The following is a 19,829-nucleotide window of genomic DNA, read 5'->3' as shown; positions in this document are numbered from 1 at the left end:
GCAGAGTGTGGGGATGGATAACGCAAAATACTTACGCACGAATATGACGCCTGAAGAAGGACGCCTCTGGTATTTGTTAAGGGGGCGTCGTTTTTATGGTTTTAAGTTTCGCCGACAAATGCCGATTGGCCCCTGGATCGTGGATTTCGCCTGCTTCAAGGCGAGACTGATCGTTGAGCTGGACGGTGGACAGCATCAGGATAATGAGGGGTACGATTTACGCAGAACGGCTTATCTAAATGCGCATGGCTGGCGTGTGATTAGGTTCTGGAATAACGAATTCAGAGTGAATGAAGAAAGTGTGCTGATGACGATCCTTACCCATCTGAATCGACAGTTGCCCTCACCCCAGCCCTCTCCCACAGGGAGAGGGTGCTAAACATCCCCTCTCCCTGTGGGAGAGGGTAGGGTGAGGGGCCCAGACCGCACTTAAGCAAAACCTACTTCAGCGTCCCCACCAGCCCCTTGCGGCTCTCTTCCAGTGATACAACGCGTTTACACACGTCTTTGCCGAATGCCTGGAAGTCCGCTTCCTGATTTTTCCACTCGTTTTGAATCGAGGTTTGCAGGCCGCCCAGACTACCCAGTACGCCCTGCAGCGGGTTACCGCCGCCTTTCAGCACCGCTTTAGCGCCCATCTCGTTAATACTGTCCTGCAAAATGCCGCCCATCGCCTGGTTCACCAGCTGCTGTCCGTCGGCACGCACCTGATCAATCGCCTGATAGTGGAACGTCAGGCCGTCGGTGCGACGTTCGATAATACGGTTCATCTGCTCTTTGAGCTGCGCGTCCAGTTTGGTCAGGCGCGAGCGCATATTGCTGCTCTCCCCCACCTCTTTGGCGATGATTTTATCCAGCGCGACGCGGCCTTTTTCAACCCGGGTCAGAGCGCCTTCGTTGATCCACGGCAGCGCGCTGCGCAGATCGGCCTGATAATCCTTTGCCTGCTCGCGCTGGGCAGCGCTCAGGGTGGGCTGCTTGCCGTTAAACATAACGTTGCCATCCGGGGTGATCACCAGATTGCCGTTCTCGCCTTTCACCTGCACGGTTTGCGGGCTCAGGATCACATCGTCGCGCGGCGTGACTTCACATTTGTACTCTGCGTGAGCAGTCAGTGCGGTGGTCATTAAAGTCGCCGCAAGCAGCGTTTTGCGCATCATAAATACTCCCTCATACAAAACGGGCCAGCAATTGCTGGCCCCTGATGCTTTATTAGTCCCACCAAATGTCGAAAAGTTCGCTCACGCGCACCTCTTCTAATTTGTGGTCTTCCAGCCACTTACGCACGATAGCCTGCTGCTCTTCGGTACATTGACCGATTTCCTGCTTGCAGATCAAACCTTCCCACGACAGGTAGCCGCTGCCGTCAAAGGCCAGCTTGTTCGGCTCAATGACTTCATCAATGAAGGCATCAACGTCCTTATCGATCTGTTCTACACTGGTGCCTTCCGGGAAACGCCATGCGACGGAAAATCCAATTTCCTGGAATTCCTCGATATGCATTTTCTTACGCAGACGACGGCTACGATTCTTTGCCATTATTTCACCCTCTCGAACATTAAGTCCCATACACCGTGACCAAGACGATGGCCACGCTGTTCAAATTTCGTCACCGGACGTGAGTCAGGACGCGGTACATAGTCATTGCTTGCCGACTGGTTTTTATACCCGTCGAGCGTCGACATCACTTCCAGCATATGCTCCGCATACTGTTCCCAGTCGGTCGCCATGTGGAAAACGCCACCCAGCTTCAGCTTGCTCTTTACCAGCTCGGCAAAGGGTGCCTGAACGATACGGCGTTTATTATGACGTGCTTTGTGCCATGGGTCAGGGAAAAAGAGCTGAACCATGTTCAGAGAATTGTCAGGAATCATCTTGTGCAGCACTTCTACCGCATCGTGACACATGACGCGCAGGTTCTCTACGCCCTCTTCATGCGCCGTCGCCAGGCAGGCACCCACTCCCGGGGAGTGAACTTCGATACCGATAAAGTTCTGCTCAGGACGTACTTTCGCCATCGCAACCAGCGACGTACCCATGCCAAAACCGATCTCCAGGGTGACAGGTGCATCGCGGCCAAACAGCTCAGCAAAGTCGAGCGGCTGTTCGTTGAACTCAACGCCCATCACCGGCCAGTAGTTATCCAGCGCGTGTTGCTGCCCTTTGGTCAGGCGGCCCTGACGGCGGACAAAGCTGCGAATACGGCGCAGCGGGCGACCGTTTTCATCAAATTCCGGTGATATGACGTCGTTTTTCATAAAAGAGTTGTCTGCTTGTGAGAATGTTCGGGAAACGCGCATTATCCAAAGTTAAAGGTCGGATGCAAGCATGGGAAAGATCCGGTTTACAGCCGAATGCCTCTGTGCTGCAATCTGCGTCCCTGATATCGCGAAGCGAAGACCATGCAAGCCTCTCAATTTTCAGCCCAGGTGCTGGACTGGTACGACAAATACGGGCGTAAAACCCTGCCCTGGCAAATTGAAAAAACGCCGTACAAAGTATGGCTCTCTGAGGTGATGTTGCAACAAACGCAGGTCGCTACCGTTATTCCTTACTTTGAGCGCTTTATGGCGCGTTTCCCAACGGTAATCGATTTAGCTCACGCCCCGCTCGATGAAGTATTGCACCTGTGGACCGGGCTCGGCTATTACGCCCGCGCGCGCAATCTGCATAAAGCCGCGCAGCAGGTGGTCACCCGGCATAACGGCAAATTCCCGGAAACCTTCGAAGAGGTGGCCGATCTGCCGGGTGTCGGGCGCTCTACCGCCGGGGCGATTCTCTCCCTTTCGCTGGGCAAACACTTTCCCATTCTCGACGGCAACGTAAAACGCGTGCTGGCGCGCTGTTCCGCCGTGAGCGGCTGGCCGGGCAAGAAGGATGTTGAAAAACGTTTATGGGACATCAGCGAAGCGGTCACCCCGGCCAAAGGCGTGGAACGCTTTAACCAAGCGATGATGGATTTAGGGGCGATGGTCTGCACCCGATCCAAACCCAAATGCGAGCTGTGCCCGCTGAATAACCTCTGCATGGCCTACGCCAACCACAGCTGGGCGCAGTATCCCGGTAAAAAGCCAAAGCAGACGCTACCGGAACGTACCGGCTATTTCCTGCTGATGCAGCACGACGAGACGGTGTTTCTTGCCCAGCGTCCGCCGAGTGGGCTGTGGGGAGGCTTGTTCTGTTTTCCGCAGTTTGAGGATGAAGCCAGCCTGCGCGACTGGCTGGCGCAGCGCGGCATCAGCGGCGATACTCTCAGGCAGTTAACCGCGTTTCGCCACACCTTTAGCCACTTCCACCTGGATATCGTGCCAATGTGGCTTCCCGTGTCCTCATTCACCGCGTGCATGGATGAAGGCAACGCTCTCTGGTATAACTTAGCGCAACCGCCGTCAGTTGGGCTGGCGGCCCCTGTAGAGCGCCTGTTACAGCAATTACGTGTCGGAGCAATGGTTTAGCTCCGGGGCGACAAAGAGGAATGAGTATGGCCAGAACAATTTTTTGTACCTACCTGCAACGCGACGCGGATGGTCAGGATTTCCAGCTTTATCCGGGCGAACTGGGTAAGCGCATCTATAACGAGATCTCTAAAGAGGCGTGGGCGCAGTGGCAGAAGAAGCAGACCATGCTGATTAACGAGCAGAAGCTCAATATGATGAACGTTGAACACCGCAAGCTGCTCGAACAGCAGATGGTCGATTTCCTGTTTGAAGGGAAAGACGTACACATCGAAGGCTACACGCCACCAGAAAAATAATACCGTGCACGCTTGCCGGGTCTGCAACGTCAGGCCGGGTAAGCGTAGCGCCACCCGGCGAAAGCAGCGCCAGAACCAACACAACACGCACTTTCGGAATGATGAAAAAATTTTTAGCGCTGGCTCTTGTTGCACCGTTACTTGTTTCGTGTTCTTCCAGTAAAAAAGGCGATAGCTATAACGAAGCCTGGGTGAAGGACACTAACGGTTTTGACATTCTGATGGGGCAGTTTGCCCACAACATCGAAAACATCTGGGGATTTAACGAAGTCCTGATCGCAGGTCCGAAGGACTACGTTAAGTATACCGACGCTTATCAGACCCGCAGCCACATCAACTTTGATGATGGTACCATCACGGTCGAAACGATCGCCGGCACCGATCCCGCAGCGCGTTTACGCCAGGCGATCGTCAAAACTCTGCTGATGGGCGACGATCCGGGCTCTATCGACCTCTATTCCGACGTCGACGACATTACCATCTCCAAAGAGCCGTACCTGTACGGTCAGGTGGTGGATCAAACCGGACAGCCCATTCGCTGGGAAGGTCGTGCCACCAACTTTGCCAACTACCTGCTGCAGACGCGCCTGAAAAGCCGCAGCAACGGCCTGCGCATTATCTACAGCGTAACCATCAATCTGGTGCCAAACCACCTCGATAAACGTGCGCATAAATACGTGGGGATGGTCCGTCAGGCGTCGCGTAAATACGGCGTTGATGAGTCACTGATTCTGGCGATTATGCAGACCGAGTCGTCGTTTAACCCGTACGCCGTAAGCCGCTCTGATGCGCTGGGTCTGATGCAGGTTGTCCAGCACAGTGCCGGAAAAGACGTGTTCCGCTCGCAAGGTCGTTCCGGCACGCCGAGCCGTAACTATCTGTTCGATCCCGCCAGCAATATCGATACCGGCACCGCCTATCTCGCGATGCTGAACAACGTTTACCTGAGCGGCATTGATAACCCCACCTCGCGCCGGTATGCGGTGATCACCGCCTATAACGGTGGTGCAGGCAGCGTGCTGCGGGTCTTCTCCAGCGACAAAATTAAAGCGGCCAGCATCATCAACAGCATGACGCCAGGGGATGTTTACCAGACCCTGACCACCCGTCACCCCGCCGCGGAGTCACGTCGCTACCTGTATAAGGTCAACACGGCTCAAAAGAACTATCGTCGTAAGTAATCCTCCACGTTTCACCCTCTCCTGCGGGAGAGGGTTCTTGCCCCCGCGCGCCATCCATACGAAATTGTTATTTGCATCACAATCCAGACTGCAAATTAATAAGGATTGCATTTTTTTGCGGGAGGTAACAAAACATCACGTCACTCGCTGATAGAATTGCATCAAATACCGTACACAAATGTTTTTAATTCAACACACAGCCCGCTCTCTTGTGAGGAAAGTTACATGAACCTTAAGCTGCAGCTTAAAATCTTATCGTTTCTGCAGTTCTGCCTGTGGGGGAGCTGGCTTACCACGCTTGGCTCCTACATGTTTGTCACGCTCAAATTCGATGGTGCATCGATTGGCGCGGTCTATAGCTCTTTGGGTATCGCCGCCGTCCTTATGCCGACGTTACTCGGGATTGTGGCGGACAAATGGATAAGTGCGAAGTGGGTGTACGCCCTTTGTCACCTGGTCGGAGCCGGAACGCTGTTTATGGCGGCCGAAGTTACGACGCCAGGTGCGATGTTTATGGTTATCCTGCTCAACTCGCTGGCATATATGCCAACGCTGGGCCTGATTAACACCATCTCCTACTATCGCCTGAAAGAAGCCGGTATGGATATCGTCACCGATTTCCCACCGATTCGTATCTGGGGCACCATCGGCTTTATCATGGCGATGTGGGCAGTGAGCTTCTCCGGCTTTGAACTGAGCCATATGCAGCTGTACATCGGTGCGGTGCTGTCCGTGGTGCTGGCTCTGTTCACCCTGACGCTGCCGCACATTCCGGTCTCTAATCAGCAGAAAGACCAGAGCTGGAGCAGCATGCTCGGTCTGGATGCCTTCGCGCTGTTTAAAAACAAACGCATGGCGATCTTCTTTATCTTCTCCATGCTGCTGGGTGCAGAACTGCAGATCACTAACATGTTCGGCAACACCTTCCTGCACAGCTTCGATAACGACCCGCTGTTCTCCGGCAGCTTTATCGTTGAACACGCCTCAGTGATGATGTCGATTTCGCAGATCTCCGAAACCCTGTTTATCCTGACCATCCCGTTCTTCCTGAGCCGCTACGGCATCAAGAACGTTATGATGATCAGTATCTTCGCGTGGATGCTGCGTTTCGGTCTGTTCGCCTACGGTGACCCATCTGCGTTCGGTACCGTGCTGCTGGTTCTGTCGATGATCGTCTACGGCTGTGCCTTCGACTTCTTCAACATCTCAGGTTCGGTGTTTGTGGAAAAAGAAGTGCGTCCGGAAATCCGCGCCAGTGCTCAGGGTATGTTCCTGATGATGACCAACGGTTTCGGCTGTATTCTTGGCGGGATCGTGAGCGGTAAAGTGGTTGAGATGTATACCACTAACGGGATTACTGACTGGCAGCCGGTGTGGTTGATCTTCGCAGGCTACTCGCTGGTTCTGGCCTTCGCGTTCATGGTGCTGTTCAAGTACAAACATGTTCGTACGCCAACAGGTACGCAGTCCATCGCACATTAATCGCCTTAACTTCCCCCTCCTGTCGGAGGGGGAAATCTTTTACTTCAGCACATAGCCGTACAAGCGCTTAATCCCGTCCGCATCCTTCTCGCTGTAAACGCCCTGCAACTCCGGTGAAAATCCGGGCAGCAGATTGACGCCCTCTTCCAGCGCCAGGAAATAACGTTGCACTGCCCCGCCCCATAGCTCACCCGGCACCACGCACAGCACGCCCGGTGGATATGGCAGCGCGCCCTCGGCGGCAATGCGCCCTTCGGCTTCGCTGATGCGCACCAGCTCGACGTTACCGCGAATAAAGGCCTGGTTGGCATCCTGCGGGTTCATCGCCACAGCGGGCAGGCTCTCCTGGCGAAACATCGCCTTCTGCAGATCTTTAACGTCAAAACTCACGTACAGATCGTGCATCTCCTGGCAGAGCTGACGAAGGGTGTAGTCCCGGTAGCGCACCGGGTATTTCTTCCAGATCGTCGGCAGAACGTCCGCAAGCGGGGTGTCGTCTTCGATATGCTGTTCAAACTGACCAAGCATCGCCACCAGCTGAGCCATTTTCTCTGCGCTCTCGGCCGGGGTCAGCAGGAAGAGAATGGAGTTGAGATCGCACTTCTCCGGCACGATGCCTTTCTCACGCAGGTAGTGCGCCAGAATGGTCGCCGGAATACCAAACTCGGTGTATTTCCCGCTCTCCACATCAATCCCCGGCGTGGTCAGCAGCAGCTTGCACGGGTCGACAAAATATTGCTCCCGGGCATAGCCTTCAAACCCGTGCCATTTCGCCCCAGGCTCAAAGCTAAAGAAACGCAGCTCGCGGGCAATCGTCTCGGTAGGATGATCCTGCCACGGACGCCCGGCCACCACCGGCGGAATAAACGGCTGGATCATCTTGCAGTTGGCGATTATCGCCTTGCGCGCCTCAATGCCGAGCGCGACGCACTCTGCCCAGAGCCGACGCCCGCTCTCCCCTTCGTGGATCTTGGCGTTCACGTCCAGCGCAGCAAACAGCGGGTAAAACGGACTGGTTGAGGCGTGCAGCATAAACGCGTTGTTGAGACGCTTATGCGGGCAGAAACGCGCCTGGCCGCGAAGATGGTTATCCTTTTTATGGATCTGCGAGGTCTGGGAGAATCCGGCCTGCTGCTTATGCACCGACTGGGTGACAAAGATCCCCGGATCGTTTTCATTAAGTTCCAGCAGCAGCGGCGAGCTGTCTGCCATCATTGGGATAAACTGCTCGTAACCCACCCATGCGGAGTCAAACAGGATGTAGTCGCACAGCTGGCCAATCTTGTCGATCACCTGGCGGGCGTTGTAAATCGTCCCGTCATAAGTGCCAAGCTGGATCACCGCCAGGCGGAACGGACGCGCTTCATCAGCCTTTTCCGGTGCCACGGTACGGATCTGCTGGCGCAGGTAAGCTTCGTCAAAGCAGCGGTCATCGATGCCGCCAATAAAGCCAAACGGGTTACGCGCCGCTTCAAGATACACCGGCGTGGCCCCGGCCTGGATCAGCGCCCCGTGATGGTTAGATTTGTGGTTATTGCGGTCGAACAACACCAGATCGCCGCGGGTTAGCAGCGCGTTGGTCACCACCTTATTGGCCGCTGAGGTGCCGTTCAGCACAAAATAGGTTTTGTCGGCGTTGAATACCTTCGCCGCAAATTTTTGTGCGTGTTTGGCAGACCCTTCGTGGATCAGCAAATCGCCGAGCTTGACGTCGGCGTTGCACATATCGGCCCGGAAAAGGTTCTCCCCGAAGAAGTCGAAGAACTGGCGGCCTGCGGGGTGCTTCTTGAAGAAAGCGCCGTGCTGATGCCCCGGACAGGCAAAGGTGCTGTTGTCCATCGCCACGTACTGGCTCAGGGTGTCGAAAAACGGCGGCAGCAGGTTCTCTTCATAGCGACAGGCGGCCGTTTCCAGCTCCAGCCACTCCTGTGCCTTGCCGTTGATCACCGCGTCGACGCCAGCAGGCGCGTCTACAGACTCTTCTGAGAACATAAAAACAGGGAGCTGAAAGCCCGTACGTTTCAGTAACGCGAGGATGCCGCTGTGACTATCAGCGACGGTAATGACGACTGCCGCCACGTCCGTAAAATCTGTGTTATCCAGCGTCACCACTTCCCGGTGCGTAGACAAGGCGGACGCCAGCTCACGGCTGACGGCAATTTTCATTGTTTTCATAAGCGCAAATACCCGTGCAAGGCGAGAAAAGCCCCGGACAGGGAATCTTCCCTGCCCAACGAATGTGTCTGACCGGAGTTCAGCTCCGACCGCCAGACATCAGTAAAAGCAGAACGCGTCTGGTTTTACTGTTGTCCTGCAGTGAGCCTGCGTTACCCTCACCGCACGGTGAGCGTAGAATACGAAGCGTAGATACGGCGAGGTCTGTACGCAGCAATTAATAATATATTCATTGGCGGCCCCGTATCTGAGAGGAGAAAATTCGCGCAATAATGTCACCTTTCACCAGGCCGTGCAAGACGCAATCATTATGCAAAAACAGTATTAAAACAGCGTTATTACCCGCTGAAAACAGCAATAATAATGCAATATCAATGAGTAAATAACGGGAGTTTACTTTGGTTATTGGACCCTTTATCAACGCCAGTGCCGTGTTGCTGGGCGGCATACTTGGCGCCGTACTGAGCCAGCGATTACCGGAGCGTATTCGCTCTTCCATGCCCTCGATTTTTGGCCTGGCTTCGCTGGGGATCGGTATTCTGCTGGTGATCAAATGCGCCAACCTGCCGGTGATGGTACTGGCTACGCTTGTCGGGGCGCTGATTGGCGAATTCTGTTTTCTGGAAAAAGGCATCAACAGTGCCGTCGGCAAAGCCAAAAACCTGCTCTCGCGGGGTCAGTCGAAAGGTGGCTCGCACGAGACATTTATCCAGAGCTATGTGGCGATCATTATTCTGTTCTGCGCCAGCGGCACCGGGATTTTTGGATCGATGCAGGAAGGGATGACCGGCGACTCCAGCATCCTGATCGCCAAATCATTTCTCGATTTCTTTACCGCCACTATCTTCGCCACCACGTTAGGGATCGCGGTGGCGGCGATCTGCGTGCCGATGCTGGTTATCCAGCTGGCGCTTGCCACCTGCGCCACGCTGATCTTACCGCTTACGACCCCGGCGATGATGGCAGATTTCACCGCCGTTGGTGGCCTGCTGCTGCTGGCAACCGGGCTTAGGATCTGCGGTATTAAGATGTTTGCGGTGGTCAATATGCTGCCCGCGCTGGTTATCGCGATGCCGCTCTCGGCCCTGTGGACCGCCTTTTTTGCCTGAGAAAGCAGCAAGCTGGTGACAGAGTGTGCGGTCAGTAGCGAATTCAGCAATTTTCGTTGACGACACGGAGCGAATCGGTTTTAATGCGCCCCGTTGCCCGGATAGCTCAGTCGGTAGAGCAGGGGATTGAAAATCCCCGTGTCCTTGGTTCGATTCCGAGTCCGGGCACCACTATTTAGAAAAACCAGCCTTAGGGCTGGTTTTTTGCTTTCTGGCATTTATGAATTCAATGATTAGCCGATCCCTGCCTCATCTCCGCCCAGATAACGCGCATGCAAAAATGCGGAACTGACCGCATCAATATCGTACCCAGCCACACCATATTCCTCAAAATGATTACGCCATTCCCTCACTACCCGCCAGATACGGTCAATTTCCGCAATGGCATCAACCCGGTTCAAACCAAACCGCTCACACCACGAAAGTGCATTAACCAGCGTGGCTTCTTTGCCGAACGCGCCCACACCAAGATGCAGGCGACGGTGGTGAGAATGAACGGGGCGAGGCACGACGTCGTATAAGGGGCTAATACGCCATGCGAGATTGACGGCACGTTGAGCCTCTTGCGCCCCTCGGACTGGCATTTGCTCTGGTGATTCCATCAGGATAAAGCCATGGTTGCGTAAATGGTCATCGTCATTGTTGACCAAAATATTGAAGACCATCCGGCGGTACAGTTCTTTCAAATCATCAGTAAGGCTGGCCGCATCAAGATGACGGCGCATAGTATCTGCCAGCTCAGCATAACTGCTTTCTATCGATGCCATCTCATGGATATTCATCAGCGTCAGAGCAGACACAAAATGACGTCGTCCGGTGCTATCTCCTGCCCCCACACGGTCAAAACGCTTAATCAACATCGCAAATCGTTCAGAACCAATCTCTTCGAGACGAGTCTCAGGAACATGGAGCCCTGCCGCCTGTGCAAGTCTTAAGGTTGCATGTTCGATTGCAGGATAGCAAAAACCACGGTCGGTACGGGAAGAGAACTTCGCCAGCCAGTGACTGCCATCTTCCACCACTACAGTTGCTTTGGGACGCATTCCGCCCATGCTGGACCCGGCATCAAATATCCCGTGAAGATTTGCTGGCAACGGCAAGCCATTCTCAATCCTCTCGGCTGCATCTAAGAGATAACCCAGTGATTTGATATCCGTTGACGCACCTAACGCTCTCGCCGGTTCACCATCAGGTGTGATATCTAACGCCCCGGTTCGGTTTGGCCCTGCCTCAAGAAGATACACCGACTCCGGCAATGCATTCGCCGGAACCCGCTTTTTAGCTTCAATGACGCGACGGCCCCATGCATCAGGTGCGGCGTCGCGAATTCCGCCAAAAAGCGCAGACTCTTGTGCAAACAATACCTGCCCCGCCACGTGCTGTCCTTGCAACATACCCAACCCGACAGGATCGATTTCAATTGCGCCATTTCGTTTTAGGTACTTAAGACCATAAACAAAACGCGATGCGCGGAGATCAATGCCTTCCTCCTGCAAATGTAACTTACCAGCAGGAACTGACAGGGGTGATCCCGGCAAAAACGCATGCACCATTAACGTCTTATCAGAAGTCATATTCTTCCAGTTCCGTATCGCTTAGCGGCCTTGCACGGCGGGGACGGTTCGCGAATTCCTGAGCAGCAACCACGTTATCTTTCTTAGTCAATACATCCGCCAGCGTTGCGCCAGGGCGAACTACGCTGAGGTAACGTAGGATCTGGCCTATGGCAACGCCTGCATCACCGTTTTCAATCCGGCTTACTGTATTACGACTGAGATTTGCGCGTACGGCGACTTCTGCCTGCAGCATTTTGCGGGCAATTCGACTGTGCGCCAGAGTTCTCCCCAACGTAACGAGTTGGAGAAGTTGTTCTGAAGAGAGGAGTTCCTGCTGTGATCGCTTCACCATGCACCTTAAAACACGCAATAAAATCTTTAAGCTATATTTTAGGTGCAATTGAACAAATTTCAACCTGTTCATGATGACTGTCAGAATGTCATATGATTACGATCAGAAAACCAGCCTTAGGGCTGGTTTTTTGCTTTCTGCGAACCGAAAACCGTCAAGCGCTCGGGATTTCCCCCTGGCAAAAACGGCGCATCGCACGACAAGTACTCCTGATATTCAGCGCCGTGCTGCAGAAGCTGCTCTGTGCAAAACTCCCGTTCACCGTAGTCGACCTTCGTTGAAAACTGCGTAAAGAAATTCATCATAAGGCGTTCCCACCGTCTGAACAGGCTCCCCCATTGAAGGATAAGGGAACCCTGGGTTTAGGCTTTTTTCGCGCTGTACACTTCATCGCCGGAGAACGCCGGTTCGGCCCAGAAATTGATATTAAACTGTGCGTCGTCGGTCATTTCGATACGGTGCCAGTACTGCGGCGGACTGGTGGCGAAATGACCCGCATTAATCACCACTTTCACTTCAGGTTCGACTGCGTCTTCATTGGCGAAACCGTAGTAGGTCACGGTCCCTTCCATCACACACAGCTGACCAAAAATACCGGCGGCGGTGTTGTGATGGCTCAGCAGCGCAGCAGGTACGCTGTCTTTAGTGAAAAAAGGGGTTGAACGTTTGATGGTCCAGTTTTTAGGGATTCTGTGATGGCTCATAATTGACTCCGACTCTAAAGATGCATTTAAAATACATCTTTAGTTTTAGCCCGTAAAGTAATTTTGATAATAAATCTCATTATCAATTTTAGGCTCTCTTTTTCTCAGCAGTCAGGCAACCCCTTCGCCAGCAATTGCGGCCACACTGCCGCCCAGTCCGCGCCGTGCGTCATGCCGTCTATCGTCTCTACCTGAACGCATCGCCCGCCAACGGCCTGCTGAAAACGCCGGGCAACCGCGGGAGGCACAGTGTCATCCGCCCCACCGCTGTAATGAACCTGCGGCAATCTGCGAAATGCCGAAGCACTGTTAATAGCGCTAAGCGCCGTGGGCATGGGGGTAACACGATGGATCTCATTCACATACGCAACGTCAAGATTGCCCGCCACGGTACGCAGCGAGCGCACATCGTCGCGGGTAGCCGCCAGCAGCGCGGCAATATTTCCCCCGCCCGAATAGCCTACCAGATCGAGTTTCACCCCCGGATAACGCTGTACAACGTGATTGAGCGCCTCGTTCATCGCCTCAACGACCGCTGGCGAGAAACGGTCACTCGTCCACAGATTAACGCTGCACGTAGCCGGTAACGGTGGTCCGATAAACTGGCAGGGCCGGGCGAGATACAGCACATTTTCGCGATTATCCGCAGCGGCCAGCAACAGGCCGACAGGATTATGCGGTGTGGGGTTATCGGAAGGCTGGGTGCGGCTTTTCCAGGCAAAACCATCGCCCTCAATATAGATGCGCAGTGAATGCACCGGAGGGGTGATTCGCTGCCAGGCGGCGATCGGGAACGACGGCGTGTTAATTTTTTCACTGATCAGACCAGCCCGTGCAGCGATCTCCTCTCCCTCGCGATAAGGGTCGTGCGAAACACAGCCGGTGAATAATAAAGATAAACTAATCAATAGCGTTCCCTGCAAAATATGAGGATATATCTTCATAACCGCTACCGCCTTAAATCAAATTATAAATACTACAAAAATTAAGGGTTTATTTCGGCAAGAAATAATTAAGCAAGGCTTATTGTTTTTGACAACCAGTTGTATATTCTGCGCCCGAAGATATCGGATTAATCCGAAGAAAAACGCACCTGCTATTGCACAACTCTCGCAACGTTATGACGGAACACCATGGAAAAGAAACGACTTAGCCAGCTTATTTCCCTGCTGCTGGCCTCAACGGCAGCGCAGTCTTACGCCACCTCAGACATCATCATCGACTCCCCGGTCAGCAATGTTCAGATTGCCAACTCAACGGACCTGGTACATATCACCGGGCAGGGCACGATTACCGGCAGACCTGCACCGGCGTTATCGGTCAATCAAAGCGTCACCGTTAACACCCTGACCAACGAGGGTGTCATCAGTAATACTGATTCATTCCTGCTGTTTACCAGTAACAATACGGTGCAGATTGATGGCACGGTCGGCACCTTTAATAACAACGGAACCATTACCAATAATAATCAATATCGATCTGGCAATGTCGTGGCGGTGAGCGCCTCAGGCATGGTGAATAATTTGACCAACAGCGGTACCATCCAGGCGGGTTTAACCAATTTATACGGTGCCTCGGGGATCTATAATCAGGGCACCATAAATACCCTCCTCAATGAGGGTGAGATTAATGGCAGCTCGTACGGTGTGTATAACGCGGGTGCCATCGACAGCCTTAAAAATAATGGCCAGATCACTGCTAATAACACCGCCATCTACAGTAACAATACCGTTGGAACCATCGTTAATAATGGGCTGATTACCGGTAAGAACTTCGCCCTGCTTGTTGACAGCGGTACCCGCAATGCGGTGACGCTGACCAATACCGGCACGATCAGCGGTGATATTTATTCCGTCAGCGATATTCCGCTGGTCATTAACGGCGGTACGACCACCCAGGGCACGCTGAACGGGCTCGAGGGGGCAACGGGTAACATTACCAGCTCCAACGTGGTATTCGGCACCGGCTCGCTGCTGTTAAACGATAATGTGAATACCGCCACCGCGATAATCATGAATATGACTTCGCTGGACAGGAATGAGCCAGTGAATGTACCAAACGGCACGGTGGTGAACGAAGCGGCGTCGCTGCAGGTCAACAACAGCATCACCATTACCGGTGATTACCATCAGAAAGCGGCCGCCACGCTGATTTCCGGTGTATCCGATCTGACCACCGCCAACGGCGATCTGCTGGCCGATACGGGCTATGGCCGCCTGAACGTCAGCGGCAATGCCACGGTCGACGCGGGATCCAGCATCAACCTGCTGCGCACCGGCAGCACCTACAAGTTTGCCGAAGGCCAGCGCTATGTGGTGATCGCTGCCGCAGGCAGCGACACGCACTACAATGCCGGGAGCCTGAATTACAAAGCCATGGGATATAGCGGTGAAGTGAAAGGTTCCGTCTACGAAGAAGCAGAGAGCAAGGCGCTGGTGTTAACCCTGACCACCGCGCCGGTTATCCCGGAACCTCAGCCAGAACCACAACCTGAGCCACAGCCCGAAGTGACCCCGCCGGTAGTGACACCACCCGATGTCACCACACCCGTGGTGACGGAGCCAAACCAGCCTGCGCCTGCGAATCCAACGCCTGCACAGCCTGGCAAACGTGACTGGGCAACCATCCCGAGCGCCACTGCGGCACTGGGTGGCCTCGCGAGCTATACCGGTATTTCTTCTCCACAGCTGCTGGATCTGTACAACGCCTCCCTGGCCGTTGAAGGCAAATCCGAAGCGAACCGCGCAGGCGAACAGCTGTCCACCAGCCAGAACCTCAACGCCAGCTCGGCGGCAACCGTTGCCACCTCTACCGCGCAGGCCGTCGTGGGTGCACACATTGATGCCGTGCGTAATCCGCAAGCTTCAGGCACCAGCGGTGTGGCAACCGGCGACGACTACGCCAGCAACTGGATCGTCTGGGGCCAGCCGTTTGGCGGTTATGCCCGTCAGGACAGCAGCGATCAAGTCAGTGGCTACACCGCTAAGTTTGGCGGCCTGATCATCGGGGCCGACCGTGCGCTGGGCGACGACTGGCGTCTGGGCGCTGCGGTGAACTACAGCAATACCTCGGTTCACGGCAAAGACAACCTGAGCGGCAACACCTCCACCGCCGATAACTACGGCGTGATTGGTTACGCAGGCTACACCGGCGATCCGTGGTACCTGAACCTCTCTGCAGGCCTCAACCGTCAGAACTACAGCTCCGTGCGTCGCGCTGATTTCACCGGCTTCTCCGGGGCAGCACACGGCAAGTTCAACGGTCAGTCGGTCACCCTGCAAACCGAGTTCGGCTATCCGTTCACGCTGCCAGCCGACGTGGTTCTGACGCCGCTGGCCGCGTTGACTTACGGTTATCAGCATGTTGATGGCTACAACGAAACCGGCGGCAACGGTATGGCGCTGGATGTTGGCAGCACGTACGCCCAGTCGGTGGTCAGCGATATCGGTGCCCGCATCGAGAAAACCTTCGCCACCGACCTGGGTAACCTGACGCCGTTCGCACAGGTGTCCTGGATCCACCAGAACGACAACCGTCAGGTCAGCAGCCATGCGACCTACGCCGCTGACGCCATCGGCGAAACCCGCTTTATCACCAAAGGCGCCTCACCGGTAGAAGATATGGCTGGCCTGGCCATTGGCAGCACGCTGTACGATGCGAATGAACTCAGCTTCGATGCGCGCTACGATCTGCAGGCAGGCGACCGCTATCAGGCGCACACCTTCAGCCTGCGCTTACGCAAGTCTTTCTGATCGTTAATGAAGCTAAACGGGGCCGCACAGGGCCCCGTTTTTTTATCCTGCGGCATCAATCATTGTGTTTTTCTTCGGCCGAGGAGATAGTGAGTCTTTTCCGGCTACGTAAAATAACATGACTCACTCTCTGGCATTAAAAGGCGGCGCGCTGCTCCTGCTGCTGGTTCTGATGTATACCGGTATCTACACCGGTGACCACATCACCTGGCTGATGGAAGTCACGCCGGTGGTGATTATCGTGCCGCTGCTGCTCGCCACCCAACAGCGCTACCCGCTGACCCCCCTGCTCTACACCCTGATTTTCTGGCATGCGATCGTCCTGATGGTCGGCGGCATGTACACCTACGCGAAAGTGCCGATTGGTTTTGAGGTGCAGGAGATGTTTAATCTGAGCCGCAACCCGTACGACAAGCTGGGTCACTTCTTCCAGGGGCTGGTGCCTGCCCTGGCGGCCCGGGAGATCCTGGTGCGCGGCGGCTACGTTAACGGCCGCAAGATGACCGCTTTTCTGGTGTGCTGTATTGCGCTGGCGATCAGCGCCACCTATGAGCTTATTGAGTGGTGGGCTGCACTGGCGATGGGGCAAGGTGCGGACGATTTTCTCGGCACCCAGGGCGATCCGTGGGATACCCAGTCCGACATGTTCTGCGCCCTGCTCGGCGCGCTCACCACGGTGCTGATCCTCGGGCCATGGCATCAGCGCCAGCTTGCGCGCCTCAGTCATAGGTAATATTAAAAACCTTGCCCCTTAGGTAGATAGTGACACCTGAGGTTGATAACAGGTCAAAACACAGTCCGGCACAAGCCCTAAACCTGTTCGCGGGAAAAGGGCTTTTTGTCATCTGGAAAAATATGCAACCTTTATAGAGGTTAAAAAAACCCGCCTTTTTCTCATTTTTTTGCGCTACTTCGGCTTAACATCCGATCCCCTGCACCTTTAAACGGGTATTTTTTTACTTTAAAACTGGCTAGTGATGTCTTCCAACGAAATGAAAACCCCTCAATTTGATCACCCATCTTCTTATCCGCTTGTGGCACCACACCAGGAAGAAATCGATTTACTGCACCTGTTATCTACACTTTATGCGGCCAAAAAACAGATAATCACGATTACGCTGCTGTTTGCGCTCTGTGGGCTGGCGGCCAGTTTTCTGCTACCAAAAAAATGGACCAGCCAGGCCATTATTACCCCGCCCGAAACCGCAGATGTGATGGAGTTAAGTCACGCCCTGGTTAACCTGACGATACTGAAAGTGGATACCCCTTTCGATGCGGATACGCTCTATAAGTTATTTTTGAAGAAATTCGAATCACAGGAGCTTCACGAAAAATTCCTGGCACAGCCCCCGTATGTCCAGACATTACTGAAAATAGGGGATGGTGATAAGAACGATCTCTATCGCGCCATTGTTAACGTCTCGCAAAAATTCACTGCGCTAGATAACAGCGATCCTAAAAAGAACAACGATGCCCCTTTCACGACCTGGACGCTGAACTTTACCGCACCTGCTCCAGAAGAGGCCCAACAGGTGCTGCACGAGTACGTTGAATTTATTACCGCTGAAGTTAAAAAAGAGATTATCGCCAGTATGAAAAATGCCGTCGAATTAAAGATAGACTCTGAAAAAGAGCGCCTGATACTCGATCGCTTTAATCTTGAAAGCCAACACAAAGTGAAGCTGGAGCGTCTGGGCTATGCTTTGCAGGTCGCCAATGCCGCAGGCCTGAAAGCGCCGGTGTACAGCAACGGCCAGGCGGTTAAAGACGATCCTGATTATTCCATTTCACTCGGTGCCAATGGTCTGACTGAAAAGTTAAAAATTGAGCAATCACTGAAAGACGTTGCTCAGATGGATGTCTCGGTACAGAACCGCGAACATGCTGTCCACGCGTTGCAGGCCCTTAATTTCGGCCATATCGACTTCACGCCGTATCACTTCCAGATGCAGCCTTCGCTGCCACTGAAAAAAGAGGGGCCAGGCACAGCCCTGATGGTTATCCTGGCGACCTTGATAGGGTTGATCGTGGCGGCAGGTGCGGTGCTGGCACGCGAGATGATGGCATCCCGTATGCGCAGCCTCCACGATGAGAACACTCGCCTTACGCCTGCAAACTGATCCCGCTTTCTGCCAGCAGGCCCATCTCGCAGTACATGGCGCAGGCCGCGCTGATAATCGACATCGCCAGCGCCGCGCCGCTCCCCTCACCAAGACGCAAATCGAGATCCAGATACGGGGTTAGGTTGAGATGTTCCAGCGCCCGGCGGGAGCCTTTTTCAGCCGATATGTGCGAGGGAATGCAGTACGGCTTCACCTCGGGCGCTATCTGACAGGCGGCGATCGCTGCGGCGTAGGAGAGAAACCCGTCCAGCACCACCGGCAGTCCACACGCGCCTGCGCCGAGGATCACCCCGGTCATCCCCACCAGATCGTAACCGCCCACTTTCGCCAGCACGTCGATGGCATCCGTAGGATCGGGTTGGTTAACGGCAATCGCCTGACGGACCACCGCCTCTTTATGCTGCAGGCGTTCCGCAGGCAGGTTCGCGCCGATCCCCACCACCTCATGCGGATCGCAGCCGGTCAGCACGCTAATGATCGCCGAGGCGGGGGTAGTATTCGCGATCCCCAGCTCGCCGGTGCCAAACACCGCAATGCCCTGTGCCGCCCGCTGCTGCACCAGCCGGGCGCTGCGCAGCAGCAACAGCTCGGCATCAGCGCGCGACATCGCCGGGCCCTGGGCGATATTACCGCTTCCGCGCCCTACCTTCAGGGTCAGCATTGCCTCAATCGGTTCGCAGTCGATGCCAATATCCACCGGCAGCACCGAGGTGTGGTTACTCTTCGCCAGCACGCATACCCCGGTAGTGCCTTTCAGCATATTCAGCGCCTGCAGATGCGTCACCTGCTGCGGGCTGTAGGCCACGCCCTCCTGGTACACGCCGTGATCGGCGCACATCACGATAATCTCTTTTTGCAAATCGTCGAGCGTTGTCAGCCCCGGCATCCCCGCCAGCTGCACGGCCAGCGCCTCCAGCCGTCCCAGGCTGTTAAGCGGTTTCACTAAGCCATCAATGTGTCGGGCGGCCTGATTTTTTTTAGTCTCATCCAGTGGTCGGATAGCCGCCACCAGTTCCTGTATTGTTTGCATGCTTGCTCGTCTCACTCATCTGACCGAAAAGGGCTGCGGTCGTTAAATACGCGTAACACCATAAATCCGCCACGATTTTCGACCATCGTGTACGCATCCTGTCTAAACGGGAAATGCCACAGCGACTCCGTCGGCATCTGCAGCCAGTGGGCCAGCAGCAGGCTTAACACCCCCTGATGCGCCACAATCAACATGTCGCCCGGCTCCTGTCGCAGGGTCAGTTCATCAGCCACCGCTTTCACCCGTCCGGCAAACTGCGGGAACGGCTCGCCACCGCCCGGGGTGGCGTTTTGCCAGTCGTCCAGCCAGCACTGCCAGGCATCTGGCTCCTCTTCAGCGATACTGCTGAAGTGGCGCATCTCCCAGCGGCCAAAATGCATCTCGTTCAGACGCGGGTCGGTCTCTGAGGCGGTGATAATCAGCTGCGCAGTCTGCTGCGCGCGCTGAAGCTGGCTGCAAAGCGCCTGGCTAAATGAAACGTCTGCCAGCAAACCCGCCACACGCGTGCTTTGCTCGACCCCGTGCGGAGTCAGGGGGAGATCGGTACTGCCGTAGAACAGACCGCTTTCGTTAGCGGCGGTCTGCCCGTGACGAACCAGAAAAAATCGCAT

Annotated in this window: 20 protein-coding genes and 1 tRNA gene; 10 read left to right on the top strand and 11 right to left on the bottom strand. The window is 54.7% G+C overall.

Annotation, left to right across the window (positions count from 1 at the left end):
- Nucleotides 1-13 precede the first annotated feature (13 nt).
- Nucleotides 14-379 (top strand): endonuclease domain-containing protein, encoded by a 366-nt coding sequence (locus tag M8014_RS22525; protein ID WP_271284585.1) that lies wholly within the window; start codon nucleotides 14-16, stop codon nucleotides 377-379.
- Nucleotides 380-440: 61 nt separating this feature from the next.
- On the opposite strand, the gene M8014_RS22520 is transcribed toward M8014_RS22525, so the two are convergent.
- The 3 genes from M8014_RS22520 to trmB are packed head-to-tail and all read right to left on the bottom strand — an operon-like array spanning nucleotide 441 to nucleotide 2,258.
- Nucleotides 441-1,160, bottom strand: a complete 720-nt coding sequence (locus M8014_RS22520; protein ID WP_271284584.1) for a YggN family protein — start codon at nucleotides 1,158-1,160, stop codon at nucleotides 441-443.
- 52 nt (nucleotides 1,161-1,212) lie between these two features.
- Nucleotides 1,213-1,539 carry a YggL family protein gene (locus M8014_RS22515; RefSeq protein ID WP_271284583.1) on the bottom strand — a complete coding sequence of 109 codons (327 nt, stop codon included), beginning with the start codon at nucleotides 1,537-1,539 and terminating at the stop codon, nucleotides 1,213-1,215.
- Nucleotides 1,539-2,258, bottom strand: a complete 720-nt coding sequence (gene trmB, locus M8014_RS22510; RefSeq protein ID WP_271284582.1) for a tRNA (guanosine(46)-N7)-methyltransferase TrmB — start codon at nucleotides 2,256-2,258, stop codon at nucleotides 1,539-1,541. Before trmB ends, M8014_RS22515 begins: the two co-directional genes overlap by 1 nt.
- Nucleotides 2,259-2,402: 144 nt before the next feature.
- Here trmB and mutY point away from each other — a divergent pair, with 144 nt between their 5' ends.
- The 4 genes from mutY to M8014_RS22490 all read left to right on the top strand — a co-directional run bounded on the left by mutY (nucleotide 2,403) and on the right by M8014_RS22490 (nucleotide 6,417).
- Complete coding sequence (gene mutY / locus M8014_RS22505; RefSeq protein ID WP_271284581.1) at nucleotides 2,403-3,455, top strand: A/G-specific adenine glycosylase; 1,053 nt, start codon at nucleotides 2,403-2,405, stop codon at nucleotides 3,453-3,455.
- A 26-nt stretch (nucleotides 3,456-3,481) separates the two neighbouring features.
- Nucleotides 3,482-3,754 carry an oxidative damage protection protein gene (locus M8014_RS22500; RefSeq protein ID WP_271284580.1) on the top strand — a complete coding sequence of 91 codons (273 nt, stop codon included), beginning with the start codon at nucleotides 3,482-3,484 and terminating at the stop codon, nucleotides 3,752-3,754.
- Nucleotides 3,755-3,855: 101 nt separating this feature from the next.
- Complete coding sequence (gene mltC, locus M8014_RS22495; protein ID WP_271284634.1) at nucleotides 3,856-4,935, top strand: membrane-bound lytic murein transglycosylase MltC; 1,080 nt, start codon at nucleotides 3,856-3,858, stop codon at nucleotides 4,933-4,935.
- A gap of 225 nt (nucleotides 4,936-5,160) precedes the next feature.
- Nucleotides 5,161-6,417: a nucleoside permease gene (locus M8014_RS22490; RefSeq protein ID WP_271284579.1), complete on the top strand. Its 1,257-nt coding sequence runs from the start codon at nucleotides 5,161-5,163 to the stop codon at nucleotides 6,415-6,417.
- Nucleotides 6,418-6,456: 39 nt separating this feature from the next.
- Here M8014_RS22490 and M8014_RS22485 read toward each other — a convergent pair whose 3' ends face one another.
- A complete protein-coding gene (locus M8014_RS22485) occupies nucleotides 6,457-8,592 on the bottom strand; it encodes an ornithine decarboxylase (RefSeq protein ID WP_271284578.1) in 2,136 nt (711 codons plus the stop codon).
- A gap of 398 nt (nucleotides 8,593-8,990) precedes the next feature.
- Here M8014_RS22485 and M8014_RS22480 point away from each other — a divergent pair, with 398 nt between their 5' ends.
- Nucleotides 8,991-9,701, top strand: a complete 711-nt coding sequence (locus M8014_RS22480) for a DUF554 domain-containing protein (protein ID WP_271284577.1) — start codon at nucleotides 8,991-8,993, stop codon at nucleotides 9,699-9,701.
- 95 nt (nucleotides 9,702-9,796) lie between these two features.
- Nucleotides 9,797-9,872 (top strand) — tRNA-Phe (locus M8014_RS22475).
- Between the two features lie 62 nt (nucleotides 9,873-9,934).
- Here M8014_RS22475 and M8014_RS22470 read toward each other — a convergent pair.
- The 5 genes from M8014_RS22470 to M8014_RS22450 form a co-directional block, all read right to left on the bottom strand.
- Nucleotides 9,935-11,275 carry a type II toxin-antitoxin system HipA family toxin gene (locus M8014_RS22470; protein ID WP_271284576.1) on the bottom strand — a complete coding sequence of 447 codons (1,341 nt, stop codon included), beginning with the start codon at nucleotides 11,273-11,275 and terminating at the stop codon, nucleotides 9,935-9,937.
- Complete coding sequence (locus M8014_RS22465; protein ID WP_271284575.1) at nucleotides 11,265-11,681, bottom strand: helix-turn-helix domain-containing protein; 417 nt, start codon at nucleotides 11,679-11,681, stop codon at nucleotides 11,265-11,267. The genes M8014_RS22470 and M8014_RS22465 overlap by 11 nt, the downstream gene beginning before the upstream one ends.
- A gap of 44 nt (nucleotides 11,682-11,725) precedes the next feature.
- A complete protein-coding gene (locus M8014_RS22460) occupies nucleotides 11,726-11,914 on the bottom strand; it encodes a hypothetical protein (protein ID WP_271284574.1) in 189 nt (62 codons plus the stop codon).
- 57 nt (nucleotides 11,915-11,971) lie between these two features.
- Nucleotides 11,972-12,313, bottom strand: a complete 342-nt coding sequence (locus M8014_RS22455; RefSeq protein ID WP_271284573.1) for a TehB family protein — start codon at nucleotides 12,311-12,313, stop codon at nucleotides 11,972-11,974.
- A 104-nt stretch (nucleotides 12,314-12,417) separates the two neighbouring features.
- A complete protein-coding gene (locus M8014_RS22450) occupies nucleotides 12,418-13,257 on the bottom strand; it encodes an alpha/beta hydrolase (RefSeq protein ID WP_271284572.1) in 840 nt (279 codons plus the stop codon).
- Between the two features lie 189 nt (nucleotides 13,258-13,446).
- Here M8014_RS22450 and M8014_RS22445 point away from each other — a divergent pair, with 189 nt between their 5' ends.
- The 3 genes from M8014_RS22445 to wzz(fepE) all read left to right on the top strand — a co-directional run bounded on the left by M8014_RS22445 (nucleotide 13,447) and on the right by wzz(fepE) (nucleotide 18,185).
- Nucleotides 13,447-16,065, top strand: coding sequence for an autotransporter family protein (locus M8014_RS22445; protein WP_271284571.1), 2,619 nt, complete (start codon nucleotides 13,447-13,449; stop codon nucleotides 16,063-16,065).
- 118 nt (nucleotides 16,066-16,183) lie between these two features.
- Nucleotides 16,184-16,798, top strand: coding sequence for a DUF2238 domain-containing protein (locus tag M8014_RS22440; protein WP_271284570.1), 615 nt, complete (start codon nucleotides 16,184-16,186; stop codon nucleotides 16,796-16,798).
- A gap of 244 nt (nucleotides 16,799-17,042) precedes the next feature.
- Nucleotides 17,043-18,185 (top strand): LPS O-antigen length regulator Wzz(fepE), encoded by a 1,143-nt coding sequence (gene wzz(fepE), locus M8014_RS22435; protein WP_271284569.1) that lies wholly within the window; start codon nucleotides 17,043-17,045, stop codon nucleotides 18,183-18,185.
- Here wzz(fepE) and cobT read toward each other — a convergent pair.
- Together cobT and M8014_RS22425 are read right to left on the bottom strand one after the other, a co-directional pair.
- Nucleotides 18,169-19,218 carry a nicotinate-nucleotide--dimethylbenzimidazole phosphoribosyltransferase gene (gene cobT, locus M8014_RS22430; RefSeq protein WP_271284568.1) on the bottom strand — a complete coding sequence of 350 codons (1,050 nt, stop codon included), beginning with the start codon at nucleotides 19,216-19,218 and terminating at the stop codon, nucleotides 18,169-18,171. The two genes, wzz(fepE) and cobT, sit on opposite strands and share 17 nt — an antisense overlap.
- 11 nt (nucleotides 19,219-19,229) lie before the next feature.
- The gene (locus tag M8014_RS22425) at nucleotides 19,230-19,829 is read right to left on the bottom strand and encodes an adenosylcobalamin/alpha-ribazole phosphatase (protein ID WP_271284567.1); all 600 of its coding nucleotides are present in this window, start codon (nucleotides 19,827-19,829) and stop codon (nucleotides 19,230-19,232) included.

This window comes from Silvania hatchlandensis (genome assembly GCF_025564065.1).
In the GTDB taxonomy this organism is placed as follows: Bacteria; Pseudomonadota; Gammaproteobacteria; order Enterobacterales; family Enterobacteriaceae; genus Enterobacter; species Enterobacter hatchlandensis.
The sequence above is the reverse complement of the archived record's forward strand: the minus strand, read 5'-3'. Positions and strand labels throughout refer to the sequence as shown.